We start from the raw sequence: 16,936 nt of genomic DNA, 5'->3' as shown, positions 1-16,936 counted from the left end.
CTATTGTAGCAAAAAAAAGTCGAAACCCCTCAATCATACAAGGTTTCGATAAGCGATTACTATCTCTTTAATTTATTTTTGATAATGAATACGATAATGCATGCCTAATTTCTTGTTGGGCGGATTGCAATTTTTTTAGTGCATCACTATCTTTCATTTGATCTGTTGATATCGCTTGTATAGATCCATCAATTGCTTGCATTATTTTGTGAAAATCAATTTGCGTATCTTTCATTATCATGACCTCCATGAACCATTCGATATATGTATTCTATTCACTTTTATGGCATCATATACCTGCTTTAAAAAGAGAAATACAATCATAAATCTCATGGAGAGTCCATTAATTATTGCGTGGAGGTCGCTTGCCCCAATATTGATAGTAGTCTGTTTTAATAAACCCATTAAAAAGTTTTCTTTTCTTTGTTGCAGGTTTTCCAAACACTTGTTCAAATTCTTCATCAGAAGTGAGGATATAAATAGACCATGTATCAAGTAAAGACAAAGCTTCACCCATTTCTTTATACATTCTTTGGACTGCTGGTTTATCACCTAACCGCTCACCATATGGCGGATTTCCTACAATGACACCGTAGTCCTTTGTCGTTGTAAAATCACGGACTTGCATCTGTTTAAATTGCACAAGATCGCCAAGTCCCGCTTCAAAAGCATTCTCTTCAGCAATTTTCACCATACGATGATCAATATCCGTTCCAGTAATGTCTAGTGGTTGATCATAATTAGCAAGATCTTCCGCTTCCATTCTTACCTCATCCCAAACTTTAGTAGGGATAATGCCCCAACCTTCTGAAACAAATTCTCTGTTAAAACCAGGAGCGATATTCTGCCCTATTAAAGCAGCTTCAATAGGAATCGTTCCCGACCCGCAGAAAGGATCTACAAATGGTTTGTCTGGATGCCAATTAGTAAGCATGATCAGTGACGCTGCTAAAGTTTCCTTAAGTGGTGCTTCACCTTGTCCGGTTCGATAACCTCTTTTATGCAATCCACTTCCACTCGTATCGATTGTTATTGTTGCTACATCCTTAAGAAGAGCCACTTCAATCTTGAACAACGGGCCATTCTCATCTAACCAACCATCTGTTTTATAATGATGCCTCAATCGTTCGACAATCGCTTTTTTTACAATCCCTTGACAATCAGGAACACTGAATAGTTTGGACTTAACCGATTTACCCGAAACAGGAAACTCTGCATTTTCCGGAAGAAATGCTTCCCATGGTAAAGCCTTTGTTTTCTCAAATAATTCATCAAAAGTTTTTGCTTTAAATTCTCCCACTTTGATTTTGATACGATCAGCAGTTCTTAACCACATATTGCTTCGTGCAATCGCATGCGCATCACCTTCAAAAGTGATTTTTCCATTATCAACTTGACATTCATAGCCAAGCGCACGAACTTCCTTGGCTACAAGTGCCTCTAGCCCCATTGCAGAGGTGGCAATCAATTGAAATTTAGACACAACGTTCATCCTTTTATCTCTTATTCGATCTCGCTTAACAGCAAGTTTACACAAAGTTTATTAAGTCTAAGCGTATAATTTCGTTTATTAAAGTACACCTAATTAACTGATTTCTATTCTTTAATTGAAAGAAAAGCTCTCCTTATAATAGGAGAGCCTATAATTTCTTTTTTTTTACATTAATTCCGTTCTGTAAGCCATGTTTTGTTCTACGTACTACAAACGGCAATGTATTGCCTCGTACATAGTGGTAATCATCTATCTACAGACGAATACGCCTGTCCTTCCTATCAGTTCATTTCCTTTAGGAAAGTGCCCCTACCATAATTTGGGTTTCTCACTCGCGGGGTTTACCTCGTTCCACTCTTCTCATTTCTGAAAAGACTTCGTCACTGTGGCACTTTTATAGGTATTCATACCCTATCTTTAAAAAGACTTAGGTATTTTCCCTGCCGTCAACTGTTAAAGTTGCCCTAGCTTATGTCTTCGCCAGGCACGAACACTACTGGCATCTCAGCCTGTGTGAGCATGGACTTTCCTCTACAATTTAAAAAATTGCAGCGATTACCCGAACGTTATTAATGATACAACGAATATTATATGTAATATTCTTATGAATAGCAAGGGCTTTTTTGAAAGTCACTAATGTTTAATTAATCGTACAATTTACTCCCAAATACATGCTTCTCTAAATTTGATAACCTTTTAAGGATATCAAAATTTGTTGTACCAGCTGGTTGAGAAGCTGCTTGAGGTCTTTTATTATTAGACTCCTCAAGTTCTTTTCTTAATTTCAAGTTTTCATGTTGTAATTCTTCAATTTCAGCATGGAAGGTTTCATAATCTTTAATAATTAAATCTAAAAACTTATCTACATCTTCAGGTTTGTAGCCTCTCATGGCGGTTTTAAATTCTTTTTCTAATATATCCTTACTCGTTAATTTTACTTTATCAGATAGCATTATACTCACCTCTAGTATCGCCAATAGTATTCTTTATTTTTTCAAATAACAACACTTTTGTCAATTTAATTTATCGGTTTCACGCGTTAAAATCCATCTTGGGTCATTTGATCTTCTTCTACTATTAATTGTATATCATAAAACGAGATTTGATGTATGGAGTAATTTTCTTTATTTTGATAATTAAGTGCCTCTTCAAATAAATATTTGGGAGACCCTTCTTTTTCCGTATCATAAAAAAGGATAAGACAATCACTCTTCGATAGATGAAAAATGTTCTTCATTTTAAATTGATTAGGATTTTCATAAGGCTTACGCGAAACTGCATCAACATAATCAGCACTTGCTACAATTGATTCATACCATTCCTTATTATCTTCTTTCCAATTCCCCTCTACATTTAAAAAAGGCGTAATCACACCTAACTGTAAGTGTTCAAATCCTTCCTCCTGCAACTCGTACACGACCTCTGCAGCCCATAGCTCCGTTCCAAGCTGCCCACTAATGAGCACCCACTCTAATCCTTCATCAAGTAATGAAAGCAATTGTTTTTTTATTGCTCTTTTGATATACGTCACTGCTTGTTCATCTTTTTTAAAAATTCCTAATTCGAAAGGCTTATAACCTGATACAGTGGTTACTTTTACCAATTTTAACTTCTCCTTGCGTCTATTTCAACTTCATATTAGCCTAATTTTAACATATTCCCTTATTTAAATCGAAAGATTATAAAGGGAAGACAAGGTATCTTTCATTTTAAGGTGATGATGCCTAGAAATGATAGAGCTTCTCTTGCTTACATTTCGAACCAATCTTTTCTAATAAGTGAACTTTGTAAAACCAGCTTTATCTTTATTCTTTGATTAATCGTCTATTTACGAGGAAGTTTCTCAGCTTTCTTTCCTTATTTTGCTCATTGTTCGAAAGTTTGGATAACTAACCGAAATCCAAATCATGATATGGCCTTCAAATACATATTGTATATTCTTTTCACGCGCTTATTTCAATTGCATTAACGAATAGTAAAAAGGACCCATACAATATGATGAGCCCTTTAATGATTCATGTTCAATATCTCCTAAACCTTCTGTTGAAAGGATGAACTGGCAAAGGGCGATACGATACTTGCCCATGTAAAGCCGGTACTTCTGAAGAAGGATGATTGAAATGTACATGCTGATAATTAATATGTTTCACTGTTGTCGTATGACTGGGATGAAAATGTGGAATAATGATGGTCTCATAAACATGGTTAACATGATGATTAGTTGGATGAACAATCGGTTGCAACTCATTTGGTTTAGGTGGAAATTGGTGCATAAAAATCTCTCCTCTCAATCGATAAAAAAACCTTTTTTTCATTCTATGAGAAGTTAGGAAATCTGCCCTGAGAAATTCACCTATAATCGCACCCAAATTATTTCATTATATAAATAGTAAACTATAAAAACTATCCTTCATCGTGGTCATAAACACGGCAGTAATAATAACGACAAAAAAGAAAATATATAAAATAGCTCTATACATTTAAATATCATCCTCGCAATTAGCATTCATTTCATACACGGAATATTGTACAAGGAAATATCTTATAAAACAACTAAGAAAGTTGTCCTTTTTAGTGGTGTTTTTTTACAAATATAAATACGAATGACACAAACGAAGTAAGTCTAAAGTCTTATAAAATTTCAGACAACAATCAGACGACAAAAAACCTCGCCTCTTTCTATAATAGGATTGAAGAAAGAAATGGAGGTTTTCCAATGACAAAGATATGGTCAAATGGCGCAGCTGTTGCTCAAGTAAGAGTCGCACGTCCGACAAATCAACTAACAGAAATAGAACGGTTTTATTGCAGCGGTTTAGGGTTACAAAAGATAGGGTCTTTCCAAGGTCATAGTGGATATCAAGGTATAATGATTGGTTTACCAAATGCTAGTTATCACTTAGAGATAATCCAACACGAATCTGGACAGCCTGTTCCTTCGCCTACAAAAGAAGACCTATTAGTTTTTTATATTCCTCAATTATCAGAAATCCTAGAAATAAAAAATAGGTTGCATGGCTTGGGATACCACTCTGTTTTACCAGAGAACCCGTATTGGGAGGAGAAGGGTTTCACATTTGCAGACCCTGATGGCTGGGGAGTCATTCTAATGAATACTTCAGGTATATAAACAAAAAAAGATCCACCGGGACAATTATTCATCCTGGTGGATCCTTTTCTGTAATTTCCTTATGAGTCTTTCACGCCGTTTATACAGACCCTCTTTTTGCTTTTTATATTTCTCTTTCGTTTCTATTTGCTTAAACGCCTTATCTGTAAATTGTATCGCTCTCATGAGATCAGGCAGCCTGTGTTCATATATTTTTGCCAACTCAACACATGCGCTAAATTTTTCTTGGTCATCGCCATCAGAGGAAACCATCAGCCATAACTCTGCTGCTTTAGCCCATTGCTTTTTCTTTTTCAACTGCCAAGCTAGCTGATGTTTCGCTTTTATACCAGCTTCATCATTCATTTGTGCTAATTCTTCATACCCCACTTGCGCTTTCTTGATTTCACCAATAGAGCTAAACCACCTCGCTGTCTCATAGGCTTCTCTTGTGGTTTGCTCTTTATCTAACCCTAGTAATTGGTTAGACAAGTGGATATATAATGTGATCAGTGAGAGGATGTCGATTTCATTATGTTTCATTATACCTAGCATGCCTTCAGGGTTTTTAGTATCTAAATAATCAAAGTAAATCATCGGCGCAAGATAACCTGGGATATCATCCTCTCTTTTTACTCCTAATACTTCTCTTTCAACAATAGATAACTTCGTCCGCTCGAGTTTATGTTTCCATAACCTTCTTGAAGCATGATATAAATCAAAATGACCAAAAGGCGGTAGTTTGGGTAAATGTTCTCGAATTAATGTATGCCGTGTTTGTAACTGGGGCCAATCAAACGCTTTACCGTTATAGGTCACCATGGTTGTATAATCAATCGATTCTAAGAAGCTTTTATATAGAGCGATTTCTCCTCCAGGGTCAGGTAATATATGTTGCTTTAATGTGACGCCTTTTCGACTCACGCTCGCATACCCTAATAAGAAAATCGTATTGCCTACTCCACCTCCAAGCCCTGTTGTTTCAGTATCAAAAAAGAACAAATCCTCTGCTTGATGGCCTCTCGCTGTTAACGGGTGACACTCGGTAGTTTCGTTCCATTTTTCAATGACCTTGTATAATTCTTGAAAGCGGTAATTTCCATGTAAATAATCTAGGGGATAATGAATTTCTCTAATGAGACAAGTACTACCTTCTATATCATGATAAGGAGAAACATGGTGTTGTTGCCATACGTCTTGGAAAGGGAAAACGGATGGGGACTTCTGCTCTACTTCTACTTTTTTCTCGGTAGCATGAGACATATGTGATTGTAAACGATTCAATTTATTTTTTAATGACACACTTCTCACCTACTCCTTATAGCCATGTTTGAAATAACTTTAACACATCACCTTTAGCTGTCTCAGAAGAAAGATCTGTTCCAACACAAGAAGGACAACCCGTTTCACAAGGACATCTCTCAATCATTGAGATGGCTTCTCTTATTAGTTGATCAATTTCATCGTAGACTTTCTCACTTAATCCTACACCGCCAGGGTATTTATCGTAGAAAAATAAGGTTGGTTTTTCATTATGAATAGCTTTTACTTGCGGAACGACATGAACGTCCGTCTGATCACACATAACGAATAATGGCACGATTGCTTTAAGGGCATGAGCGGCTCCTATTAAACCTTGCTCCAGTCGTTCTTTTCCGAACATCAATCCTTCTGCAAAAAAGGTCACCCACGTAGCACTTGTGTGCAATTCTTCTTCTGGTAAAGAAATGGGTCCAGAGCCGATGTTATCATGCGTATCAAATTTAATTTTTTTAAATATCGTTGCCATGGCCGTTACACTCACATCACCATAGCCAATCTGTTCGTTTCCAATTCGCTTTGTTTTATCTTCCTCTAACACTTTTAATTCGACGGCTAAATTGGCGTCTGTATAATAATCAACTGCCACTTCTCGTACAAAAGCTTTTTTCTCTTCCCAATCTAAATACTCAACTTGAAATTGAGTACCTTGGTGGAGGTAGATGGCTTCATCATGTAACAATGTCATCGCCGAAAAACGGTCCATCTCACCAATCACCTTCACATTCGCCACATCTGATTGATCGATTATGACAACATTCTCTTGCGATGCAGACCGTAAACTGACATTATGAGCTGGAAAAGAATCATTCATCCAATAATACTTCTCTTGATTTTCGTGCAGTACTTGTTCTTCAGATAAATATTCTAATACTTCTTCTGTTTCAAAGCGACCAAATGACTCTCCTTTCTTAAAAGGCAATTCATAGGCAGCACATTTAATATGATCGATGAGAATAATTAAGTTATCCGGATTGATTCTTGCTGTTTCTGGATTTCGTTTAAAGAAATAATCAGGATGATCAATGATATATTGATCTAATGGGTTTGAGCTAGCAACCATAATGACGAGTGATTCACTATGTCTACGCCCAGCTCTACCAGCTTGCTGCCAAGAACTAGAAATTGTCCCTGGGTAACCAGTCATAATACAAACTTGCAGCTGACCAATATCGACGCCAAGTTCGAGTGCGTTTGTACTAACAACTCCATAAATCTCTCCATGACGCAAACCCTTTTCAATCGATCTTCTCTCAGATGGAAGATAACCGCCACGATAACCTCTGATTGCTTTCGGTCCAATCTTATGCTTGACTAGCTCTTGTAAATACTTGAGTAATACTTCCACTCTCACACGGCTTTTGGCAAAAATAATCGTTTGCACTTTGTTCATTAGCATTTCACTTGCTAGCCTTCTTACCTCGAGTGTCGCACTTCTCCTTATATTTAATGGCTGATTGACAAGTGGTGGATTATAAAACACAAAATGTTTACGGCCGCTCGGCGCACCATTATTGTCAATTAATTTCATATTTGTTTCTGTTAACTCCTCTGCAAGTTCAAGGGGATTGGCAATAGTCGCAGAAGTGCATATAAAAACGGGTTTACTTCCATAAAACTCACAGATTCTTAATAATCTCCGTAGAACATTGGCTACATGAGAACCGAATACACCGCGATAAATATGTAATTCATCAATAATAATAAAACGAAGATTTTCAAATAATGATACCCATTTCGTATGATGTGGAAGAATTGCTGAATGAAGCATGTCCGGATTAGTCATAACAATATGGCCAGCTCTTCTCACTTTTTGTCTTATATTTGAAGGCGTGTCACCATCATATGTATAGCTATTAACGGAAAGAGATGACTCTTCAATCAATTCATTGATTTCCATTTTCTGATCCTGAGCAAGTGCTTTTGTAGGAAATAAATATAGAGCCCTTGCTTGTGGATTATTAATGATAGTCTGCAATACCGGCAAATTGTAACATAAGGTCTTTCCCGACGCTGTTGGTGTAACAGCAACAATGGACTGATGAGCCATAACGGCATCGTAACTTGAGCGCTGATGGGTATACAGACGGGATATTCCTCTTTTTTCTAAGGCGCTCATTAAATGAGAATCTAGTCCAATCGGCATATCCGCTACTTGCGCTTCCTTCTCTTCCAAAGTATGCCAATACGTTATTTGTTCTCCAAATTTATCGGATTGCTTGAGCTCTTTAATCAGTTCTTGTAAATTCTTTTTCACCTTCACGTTCTTCACCTCATCACTTTATTCTAGCGAATAAACGTTCGCAGAAAAAGGTTTTTTTACGATTTATTTATTAGAATATTATTCCATCTAGCCTATTTGAGTTTTAAAATCACCCAAACTTTATCGAGTGCATAGAATAAAAGGAAATGTTTGATTGATTTGGGAGGGAGTTACATGAGTGAAAAAAGAAAGGAGCCGTTCGGAGATTTAATGAAATCCATGAATCAGTTTTTTCATGATAAACCTGTAAAAAACTTCATGCAGACAATGGACGACTTTTTTAAAAATCCGTTTCCTTTCGCTACTTCTTTTCATGTAGAAGTAAATGAAAACGCCGAAGATTATATTATAAAAGCGGAACTGCCAGGCATAAACCGTGAACAAATTGAATTGAATGCCATTAATAATTATATTAAAATTACGATTCACCGACTCGATATTGAGACGCGTGAAGATGACTTACAGCAAATATATCAAAAAAAACAGGCATTCCAACAATCAACTAGGACGATCCCTTTACCTTTTATTATCGATGAAAGCACCATTCAAGCTTCTCACACTAATGGCTTACTCATCGTAAAAGTGCCTAAACCAAAAGGTAAAAGGATCAACTTACAATAATATAATGACTGTAGAGCAAGTAGTAAATCTATTTTCTACTTGCTTCTGTATTTAACCACTGATTAAAAGCTCCTGAAGGTACACTGAAGTAGTCTCGTGTAAACTGAAGGAAAATTTCAGTATCTACTTCTCTTCTGGCAAACTGTTCGTAAAAGGAAGATAAATATTTCTCACCTACTTCTTCGGGACTAATCCCTCTATAAGCGTAATGTTCTTCGATTAATTCGATTATTTTCCAAGCAGGTTGTGCATTTAATATGGCTTCATGTTCAACCTCATTGATATTGGTATTGGATACTTGGCTTCCATTCACATGCTCTTCTAATGCCCCTAATTCTTCTTGTAGGTAAGCCAAAGCCTGTTGCTTACTTTCCTCACCTTGATCAACGCTGTATTGATAAGCAGCTAAATGCGATAGACCCGATCCAATCCAGCTATCCTTTTGAGGGTCCTGACTGATAGCCGATGCAAAATAGAGAGCAGCCACCTCTTTAGCTAATATATATGGATTCTGAGCACCTTCTGCATTCAGTATGACCATCCCAGGCACACTCTCAGTTTCCAAGGAATCGCTTATAAAAATATCTACTTGCTTAAATGGTAGAGGTGCTATCGCCTCTTCAAAATAATCAAAAACTGCTATAATCTCTTCTTCAGTTAATTCCTTCCGTGATGGAGATTGTTGCAAAAAGCTAACCTGCGTATCCTTCTGTGTAATCCTTTCATTTTTCTCCCAATTATCAGACACAATAGAAAAGGAGAAATTCTTCACATCATCAATGGAAACCTTTTCTTTGTCATTCTCAATAGCAGAAGATATAAATGTATATCCTGTTTGAAGGTCATAACTCACTTTAAATGAAGACAATAATGCATGATGATGATGAATATATGGATTATCTTTTGTCGCTTCTGCCCATCTTCCGTTTTTATATGGTGCTAATGCAAAATACCAGTCTTGGAAAATATCAGCATCCTCTATTCCTGTCATGCTATAGTTGAATTGCACATCAAATCTACTCTCGCCTTGCCATTTTTCAGGTAACGTAATGTAATAAACATCATCCTTTATTTCATATGGTAGATTTTCCTGGTTTACAATGATTTCATTCAGTTCTAATTGAGCTAAATTTCTCGGTGCAAAAAATATGAGCTCTTTCCATTTATCTTCTGATTCGTTCTTAACTGACACCTCTTCTTTCACTGTAAACTCATTTTCACTTACCATGGAAAGCTCTAAAGAATAGTCTCCTTTATTTTCATTTGTTACACCAATTTTCGAATCACTATATTGATTAACAAATAGGCCCCCTAAAACAAATAATAAAAAAAGGATAGCAAAACCTACTTTATGTAAACTAAAGTTTAGTATTCGCTTTTCTCCTAATCTTTTTCGTGTGGGTCTCCCTTTTGGTTTAATTCCAGTTTTGATCCAAGGCATTCTAGCATAATCTGCTTGGAATTTATTTTTTAACCCCGCGGTTAATAAGCTAAAAGATATCGTGGTTATTAACAAAATGATAAGTGGCACCATTAAAATATATTGATTGCCCATCAAATTCTCTCTCGCTTGCCCAACAAGACCTGATAATTCTTTTGTAACCGATAAATAGATAACAGGATCATTTCTAACAATCGTTCCGCCGATAAAAATATTTAATAAAGCTAACTGTCCCATGATTGTAATCACATAAACAATTTCCATTGTGAACATCACAAGTAATGATTCTTTTAATTGGGGAAACACGTTACGCCATAACAGTCTCCACCTCTTTGCACCCAGAGTCATTGATGCCAAAACAAAATCTCTTTTATAAATTTCAGCTGTTTTTTGCCTAACAGAAGATACGATACTAGGAGTACCAACAAGTGAGGCAATAACGATGAAATACGCTATAAGAATAGGTGTTTCCAATATAGAACCAAAATTAATAGGCAACAAGCAGAAATATAAAATTAAAAATGCAGGTACATAACTCCAAGCTCCTTCAAAAGCGATAATGAAAGACGGTGTTTTTTTCCATGTACCAATAAACATCCCTAGTACTGTACCGATTATCATTTTTATAGTAGCAACCGCAATGGCAATCCACACCGTATATCGCAAACCATAAAGTATCATTGACAATAAATCGTACCCCCACCGATCAGTCCCTAAAGGGTAAGCCATTGATTCAAATGGTTTTAATGGGGGTGAAATGACATCGCCATCAATATACTTCACCTCTAAAGCCATGAAGATGGAGTGTGGGGCTATTTTCGGACCAAATACCGTAAAAAATAAGACAATCGTTACACTAACTATCCCTAAATACAATGCGTAATTTCGATTATATACCTTATTCATAAATAAACCCTCGTTTAAATAAATAAAGTAAAAGTCTAATAGCTAAAAAGACAAGTAGAGAAATGATTAGCATACAAAAAAGCCCGATGGCAATAGGCTGAGGGTCACCAAAACTTTGAAAAACAAACTTGGTTAGACCTGAGACGTTGAGCAAATATTCCACAATAAATAAATTACCGATGGCAAGGGATAATACTTTCACTAAGTCAGCAGTGAGAAACGGCTCAATATTTTTATACACATGCTGAAAATTAATACGATCAACTTTCAATCCTTTTGCTACAGCTGTACGAATATAATCTTCTCCAGCTATTAAGAAGTACCTCTCAGAAATCAATTTAAATAGATAAATAGAAGGGGCAATCGCAACAAGAACCATCGGGAACCAAATATTCAATGCACCCTCATTCGGTAAAAAGGAGACGACTCTAAAGCCTGTCCATTTATAAATATTCACCGCGAAGAGTAGAGCAAAAATAATAAAAATAAAATCCGGAATGGTTGAGATGATATTCATCATGACACGGAAAATTTTTGTTAAGTAGAATCGACTTAAGAAAATACCGAATAATAAACTTAATAGAATGGAAAGTAATACACCCACAAAAACAATATAAAAGGAAGTGAAAAAATTATCTCCAATCTCTGAAGCAATCGACCTTTGCTCCATCCCTACATAATATGTACCTAAGCTGCCGGTGCTCAACTCTTTAAAAAAATTTCCTACCATTGATGGAAATTGGGCAAAATTCAAACTAACCGTACCATTTGCAGGGTCAACTAAAACGATTGATGGTAAAGTTGCTAGAAATAATATAAGAAAGATGACGATAATCATTTGCTGGATATAACGAACCATTTCTTTCCCCCTTCTGCTTCTTTCGTCATGCTAACTATTTTTCATCTTTCCTCCATTATTGTCAATATTTTTTTGACAATTCTCCCATTTCCGAATAAAGGACTTTTCATTCAAATTTATATTTATTAAATAGCTTTTCAAATGGAAGAAAAAGGGCGGCCAAATATTACTGTGCATTACCTCTTTTTTATGATGTCATGTCTGATACGAGTCATCATAAAAAGCCATGTGATTTTTTGCGGTCACATGGCCAAAGTAAGTATATGTCTGCATTAATCCAATTAATAATTGCCACCTTAAAGAACATTGCCGTATACTTATCCATCAATGAACCTTTTGATCATTTTATTAGCATTTAAACCCTACACCTTAAAGAAACCACCGACCCCTTTTACCATTGACGACATTTGATTAATATATCTTTAAGTTTCCTTACGTTGTATTTAATCACCTACAAAAGCATTAAACTCGTTTGTTTTCTCGTGAATGTTTAGAGTGCGTGATATTTGTGTGGTCAAGCTTATTATTTTGAGACTTGACCACATTCTTTTATTTTATGGAAGAAAAGCGAAACGTATAAACTTCACTCCTTATTCCAGATAACATCACACTTAGTTTTTTCTTTCTATCCTCGGTGGTGGTAAAAAACAATAACTTAGGCACACTTTCTTTTATGCTGGGTAATAACTTCTTATATTGTTGAATCTTCTTTTTGTTATCGATCATTTTTCTCTGGTTATCTACTTCAATTAAATGCATATACCCATTTCTATTAAATACAGCGTCAGCGATAATTTTACGCTTAGACACTACTGGCATATTTCCAAATGATATACCAAAAGAATTAATTGTCTTTTCTTCAAATTCAATGGAATATTCGTTTTCCAATCATGTGGGCATTTAAAGTAGATATATACTTCATTTCGTAGAAATGTGTGGTCAAGTAGACTTCTTTTATTTTCTTCTTTTATAGAACCAATTAATTCTCTTCCAGCTTTATTAAGGTGGATTATTTTTCTTTATTATGAAAAGACTCATTAATGTATGGCGATAGTTGTTTAACTACTTTGCAAGCATTTCTATATGATTTTAAGTCATGAATGACTTGCAAATGTTTTATTTTTACTATGCCCAAGTGATCAATTGTTGTTAACAAACTTTCATTCCTACTTTGTGTTGATGATAACATGTTGTAACCCCTCCAAAAGTTTGAACATAAAACTGTCATTAATATATGGAACCTGAACAATCCTGTTTTTTTCAACTTTATAAATAGCTCTGCCCGGTATACTTGGCAATTCCTCTGCCCCAACATCATCTAAAATTACACGACTACTTATTTGGGCAGCAGCAACAAATGATAATCGCGCAACAATATTCATCTTTACTTGCATGGGGACCGCTTGTGCAGTGGTGTATTGTGTGCAAAATATTAATCTATAACCTAACGCACCCTGACAAAATTTCGCATATTGTTTAGCTTCTGTATTACTACCTACAATATCGGGAGATAACTCGGCACCTTCATCGACATTTATAAATGTACGTTGTTTAATTGAAGTATCTACAATGTTTGTATAACGCTTAGAACGCATATGCTTCTGTTTAAGCTTTAATCGTTCAAGTATCCCGAGTAAAGTCTCTGCTGATTCAACTAGATCACTCGCGACTTTTTTTTACTTGCGGTATATCCTCGTACATACCAAACTCCATTCCACCTTTTAAGTCGAGGATAAAAAACTCTATATTATCAGATTGATTCATCAGCAATGTATAAAATGTTCGTTTAATAAATACGGTTTTTCCGTATCTCGTTACTCCTCCTACTTTTTTTTAGCTAAATTTTTATTGGTAAAACTTTCATTTTCATACTCAGAATCATATATAATTAATTACAAAGATTGGTGGATTGTAGTTCTATCATATTAATAAGATATCTGTTAATCATTATATTATTTGTAAAAAATTATATTTTTTACATACCAAATATTGTAGTTTAAAGAAAATTATGTTATTTTTATACTCGTAATAAACAAATAATGGAAAGTATGGATGAAATACGAAAAAGAAAATGACAAAACTTATTTGCTCGGTATTGGTAGTTGGTTCAATTGGACTAGGTGCAAATACAGCGTTTGGTGCCTCTTTCGGAAATTCTTCTAGTAGAGCCTCTACTAAAGAAGTTCTTGAAATTAGGTATAATGGGGCTGCCTGGAATTACTCTAGTTCTTCTTATAAGTCTACTTCGTTTAAATACTCACGAAATGGTAAAACTTTGCTAAACAAAACCGCCTATTCTAGCAAAGTGACAGGTTCTGTTTGGGACGATTTAAGATGGGGAGACAAGTATACTACGAAATTTTCTTGGAGTCGTGGAGCAAAAAAATAATTTTCTATAATTTTAATATTCATAATTTTTTTGAGAAAAATCCAATATAATATAAGAAATCGTTCGGGCCTGATAGGTACTTTTCTACAGGGCCCGATTAGACTTTTAAATCTTATAAAATACCGCATTACTTTAATTATGAATAATAACTACGTAGTTGATGTCAACTAAAAGGTGATACTATTGAAATATTCTTTATTTAGATTTATCGACGTTATTGAGGCGTTTGCTATCTATCTAATGTGTTTTTCTACAAATTTAATATTTATTTATGTACAAACTTTGGATTTAGGAGATTCTTTTATTTTAGAGTCTTTTTTAGAAAGTATTATAGAGTATCAACTTGTAATAAATATTTTTCTTACATTTATTATGATAGTATTTCACTATCAATTTTTAAATCGTAAGAAAACAGAAATATCCTGCCGAATACTCGTAGGAGATACAATGGTAAATGTTGTAATTCGATATATCTTGAATAGTCTAACTATATTAGTGTTTAGTTTTTTACTGTCACTCTTATTAAACTTCTATTTAGAGTTGAATGTAACCAGTAATCTCTACTTAGTTTTTATTTTTATTATATATATATTAATTAGTGCAGCTAAGGTGGAAAAAGAATGAGAATTTTACGTTTTTTTATACTTAGAATATTTTTAAAAAGACCGATACTTGTTTTGGGTATGATAACATTACTTTTTTTAGCCAATTATCTTTCTTTTACAACTGTTCGTTCAGTTATATCAACTTTTCAAGGCTATGGAGAAATGGAAAATCTAAATCAAGAAGGGACTATTATTGCTAATCTAGACCCAGATAGTGAAGCTGATTTCAATGAAATTAATATAGAAGATACACAAAAAGTATATGAATACTTAAACAACAATTACACTTATGCTCTGCGAGTCGATGGTTTTGTTACTTCATTACCTAATGAACATAAGATGGAAGTTCCTTTCAATTATATCGATGAAGAGGCTTATAAGATAAATCAATTGAAATTATCTCAAGGAGACCACTTAAACTTCAATTATAAATTTAATAAAGATGATATACCTATTTTAGTAGGTGCAGGTTTGGCCACAACATATCCTGTAGGGTCAAATATTGAGATTACAGATCCTGTGACCCAACAACTAGTTAATTTAAAAGTTCAAGGAGTCTTGAAGAAGAATACTCAAAGTTCTAATTTTTATGCTCCCAACTCAAAGAATTATCATAACTTTTCAATTTTTCTACCTATTAATGAAGAATTTATTCAAAATGCGGGTCTTGACCTCCACGTTAATGGTTTAATGGACCTTGTGCTTCTTGATTCGACAAAAGAAGAAGCAATGAATTTAAGAGAAAATATCAAGGAAAATGTAGGTTTAGAGTTTAACTTTTTTAATCAACAAGAAAACTTTGATTTCTTTGAAGATTATTATTTAAATTCATTAATAATCATCTGTACTATCACCCTTATTTTAACTATAATCATTGTAGGTCTCGCTATATGGAATAATTTGGTGAGTGTTCGATTAATGATAAGAGATTTTACAATCAATTTATTAGTTGGATTAAGTTATTCAAAACTAAGAGCAATTTTCTATAGCTATTTTGGAATATTGTTCTCTATTATTCTAGTCATATTATCTGTGATAACCGCTTATAATAGATACGGCTCTTGGTTAAGAAACGATTCAACTTTTGCTACTTACGGAATATTTGGATTAATAAGCATGGATTGGATGGCTTTACTTATTGTTCTTTTTATAGATGTTATTATTGCATTTGTGATTGTTGAACTTACGATAAAAAAAATTAAAAGTATTCCGATATCCGTAGGGGTGTTACAATGAATAGTATAATTAAGCTAGAAATCCAGAAAAAAACATTTAAGAAGAAAGGTTTTTCTATTCTAAATGACTTTGATTTGGAAGTGAAACCTGGGGAAAGACTTTCTATTGTAGGAAAGTCTGGAGTTGGAAAAACTTCTTTACTTAATATTCTTGGTCTACTTGATACAGACTATCAAGGGAATTATAAGCTTTTTGATTCACCTGTTAAGGATTTATCACGAAATAAACTAGCTGAGTGGCGTAATCAAAAAATTGGTTTTGTTCTCCAGGAGTCCTCGCTTATTAATTCTTTGACCATAGAGGATAATATTAAATTGCCGCTTATGTATGGTAACGTTGAAAAAAATCTAACTGTACAAGAGCGCTTTAAACGGATTACTAATAAAATTGGGATTGAGCCCATTTTGAAAAAAAAACCACTTGATTGTTCTGGGGGCCAACGATCTAGAGCCGTTTTTGCTAGGGCCGTAATTATGAATCCCCAAATAATTTTATCTGATGAACCAACTGCGTCTTTAGACTCGGAAAATAAAGAGAAAATTATCAATCTACTATTTGATATGAATAAAGAATTTAATACTACTGTTATTACAGTAACTCATGATTTAGATGTAGCCAATCGTCATGAACGTATAATTACACTCGAAAGGAATGAATAAAATGGGGTTCATTGCAATGATCATGTCATTTATCCT

15 protein-coding genes, 1 other RNA gene and 1 pseudogene are annotated in these 16,936 nt (G+C 34.6%); 4 read left to right on the top strand and 13 right to left on the bottom strand.

Features of this window, described 5'->3' with window-relative positions:
* Positions 1-67: 67 nt before the first annotated feature.
* The 6 genes from LCM23_RS13795 to LCM23_RS13770 form a co-directional block, all read right to left on the bottom strand.
* Positions 68-235: a hypothetical protein gene (locus LCM23_RS13795; protein ID WP_157733946.1), complete on the bottom strand. Its 168-nt coding sequence runs from the start codon at positions 233-235 to the stop codon at positions 68-70.
* 108 nt (positions 236-343) lie between these two features.
* On the bottom strand, positions 344-1,492 hold the full coding sequence (locus LCM23_RS13790) for a THUMP domain-containing class I SAM-dependent RNA methyltransferase (protein ID WP_263624243.1): 1,149 nt from the start codon (positions 1,490-1,492) through the stop codon (positions 344-346).
* A gap of 179 nt (positions 1,493-1,671) precedes the next feature.
* Positions 1,672-2,059: RNase P RNA component class B (rnpB, locus tag LCM23_RS13785), an RNA gene on the bottom strand.
* Between the two features lie 77 nt (positions 2,060-2,136).
* Positions 2,137-2,445 (bottom strand): cell division regulator GpsB, encoded by a 309-nt coding sequence (gene gpsB, locus LCM23_RS13780; RefSeq protein WP_224937478.1) that lies wholly within the window; start codon positions 2,443-2,445, stop codon positions 2,137-2,139.
* Between the two features lie 86 nt (positions 2,446-2,531).
* A complete protein-coding gene (locus tag LCM23_RS13775; RefSeq protein ID WP_224937477.1) occupies positions 2,532-3,095 on the bottom strand; it encodes a DUF1273 domain-containing protein in 564 nt (187 codons plus the stop codon).
* Between the two features lie 418 nt (positions 3,096-3,513).
* Positions 3,514-3,765: a CotD family spore coat protein gene (locus tag LCM23_RS13770; RefSeq protein ID WP_224937476.1), complete on the bottom strand. Its 252-nt coding sequence runs from the start codon at positions 3,763-3,765 to the stop codon at positions 3,514-3,516.
* 443 nt (positions 3,766-4,208) lie between these two features.
* On the opposite strand from LCM23_RS13770, the gene LCM23_RS13765 reads away from it, so the two are divergent.
* Complete coding sequence (locus LCM23_RS13765) at positions 4,209-4,622, top strand: VOC family protein (RefSeq protein WP_224937475.1); 414 nt, start codon at positions 4,209-4,211, stop codon at positions 4,620-4,622.
* A gap of 24 nt (positions 4,623-4,646) precedes the next feature.
* Here the strand turns inward: LCM23_RS13765 and LCM23_RS13760 are convergent, their stop codons facing one another.
* A complete protein-coding gene (locus tag LCM23_RS13760) occupies positions 4,647-5,903 on the bottom strand; it encodes a ribonuclease H-like domain-containing protein (protein ID WP_224937474.1) in 1,257 nt (418 codons plus the stop codon).
* Positions 5,904-5,919: 16 nt separating this feature from the next.
* On the bottom strand, positions 5,920-8,184 hold the full coding sequence (locus LCM23_RS13755) for a DEAD/DEAH box helicase (RefSeq protein ID WP_224937473.1): 2,265 nt from the start codon (positions 8,182-8,184) through the stop codon (positions 5,920-5,922).
* Between the two features lie 174 nt (positions 8,185-8,358).
* Between LCM23_RS13755 and LCM23_RS13750 the strand changes: the two genes are divergently transcribed.
* Positions 8,359-8,805 (top strand): Hsp20/alpha crystallin family protein, encoded by a 447-nt coding sequence (locus LCM23_RS13750; protein WP_224937472.1) that lies wholly within the window; start codon positions 8,359-8,361, stop codon positions 8,803-8,805.
* A gap of 28 nt (positions 8,806-8,833) precedes the next feature.
* On the opposite strand, the gene LCM23_RS13745 is transcribed toward LCM23_RS13750, so the two are convergent.
* From LCM23_RS13745 to LCM23_RS26185, 5 genes and pseudogenes are all read right to left on the bottom strand, one after another.
* Positions 8,834-11,152 carry an ABC transporter permease gene (locus tag LCM23_RS13745; RefSeq protein WP_224937471.1) on the bottom strand — a complete coding sequence of 773 codons (2,319 nt, stop codon included), beginning with the start codon at positions 11,150-11,152 and terminating at the stop codon, positions 8,834-8,836.
* Complete coding sequence (locus LCM23_RS13740) at positions 11,145-12,011, bottom strand: ABC transporter permease subunit (protein WP_224937470.1); 867 nt, start codon at positions 12,009-12,011, stop codon at positions 11,145-11,147. Before LCM23_RS13740 ends, LCM23_RS13745 begins: the two co-directional genes overlap by 8 nt.
* Positions 12,012-12,560: 549 nt before the next feature.
* Positions 12,561-12,899 carry a hypothetical protein gene (locus LCM23_RS13735; RefSeq protein ID WP_224937469.1) on the bottom strand — a complete coding sequence of 113 codons (339 nt, stop codon included), beginning with the start codon at positions 12,897-12,899 and terminating at the stop codon, positions 12,561-12,563.
* Between the two features lie 278 nt (positions 12,900-13,177).
* Positions 13,178-13,606, bottom strand: coding sequence for a hypothetical protein (locus LCM23_RS13730; RefSeq protein WP_224937468.1), 429 nt, complete (start codon positions 13,604-13,606; stop codon positions 13,178-13,180).
* A 64-nt stretch (positions 13,607-13,670) separates the two neighbouring features.
* Positions 13,671-13,823: pseudogene (locus tag LCM23_RS26185) on the bottom strand (FtsK/SpoIIIE domain-containing protein); the annotation flags it as partial.
* A 1,197-nt stretch (positions 13,824-15,020) separates the two neighbouring features.
* Here LCM23_RS26185 and LCM23_RS13720 point away from each other — a divergent pair.
* Both LCM23_RS13720 and LCM23_RS13715 read left to right on the top strand, forming a co-directional pair.
* On the top strand, positions 15,021-16,241 hold the full coding sequence (locus tag LCM23_RS13720) for a peptide ABC transporter permease (RefSeq protein ID WP_224937467.1): 1,221 nt from the start codon (positions 15,021-15,023) through the stop codon (positions 16,239-16,241).
* Positions 16,238-16,900, top strand: coding sequence for an ABC transporter ATP-binding protein (locus tag LCM23_RS13715; protein ID WP_224937466.1), 663 nt, complete (start codon positions 16,238-16,240; stop codon positions 16,898-16,900). The genes LCM23_RS13720 and LCM23_RS13715 overlap by 4 nt, the downstream gene beginning before the upstream one ends.
* Positions 16,901-16,936 lie beyond the last annotated feature (36 nt).

This window comes from Cytobacillus kochii, from assembly GCF_020171845.1.
In the GTDB taxonomy this organism is placed as follows: Bacteria; Bacillota; Bacilli; order Bacillales; family Cytobacillaceae; genus Cytobacillus; species Cytobacillus kochii.
This window is presented reverse-complemented; position numbering and strand designations above follow the sequence as displayed.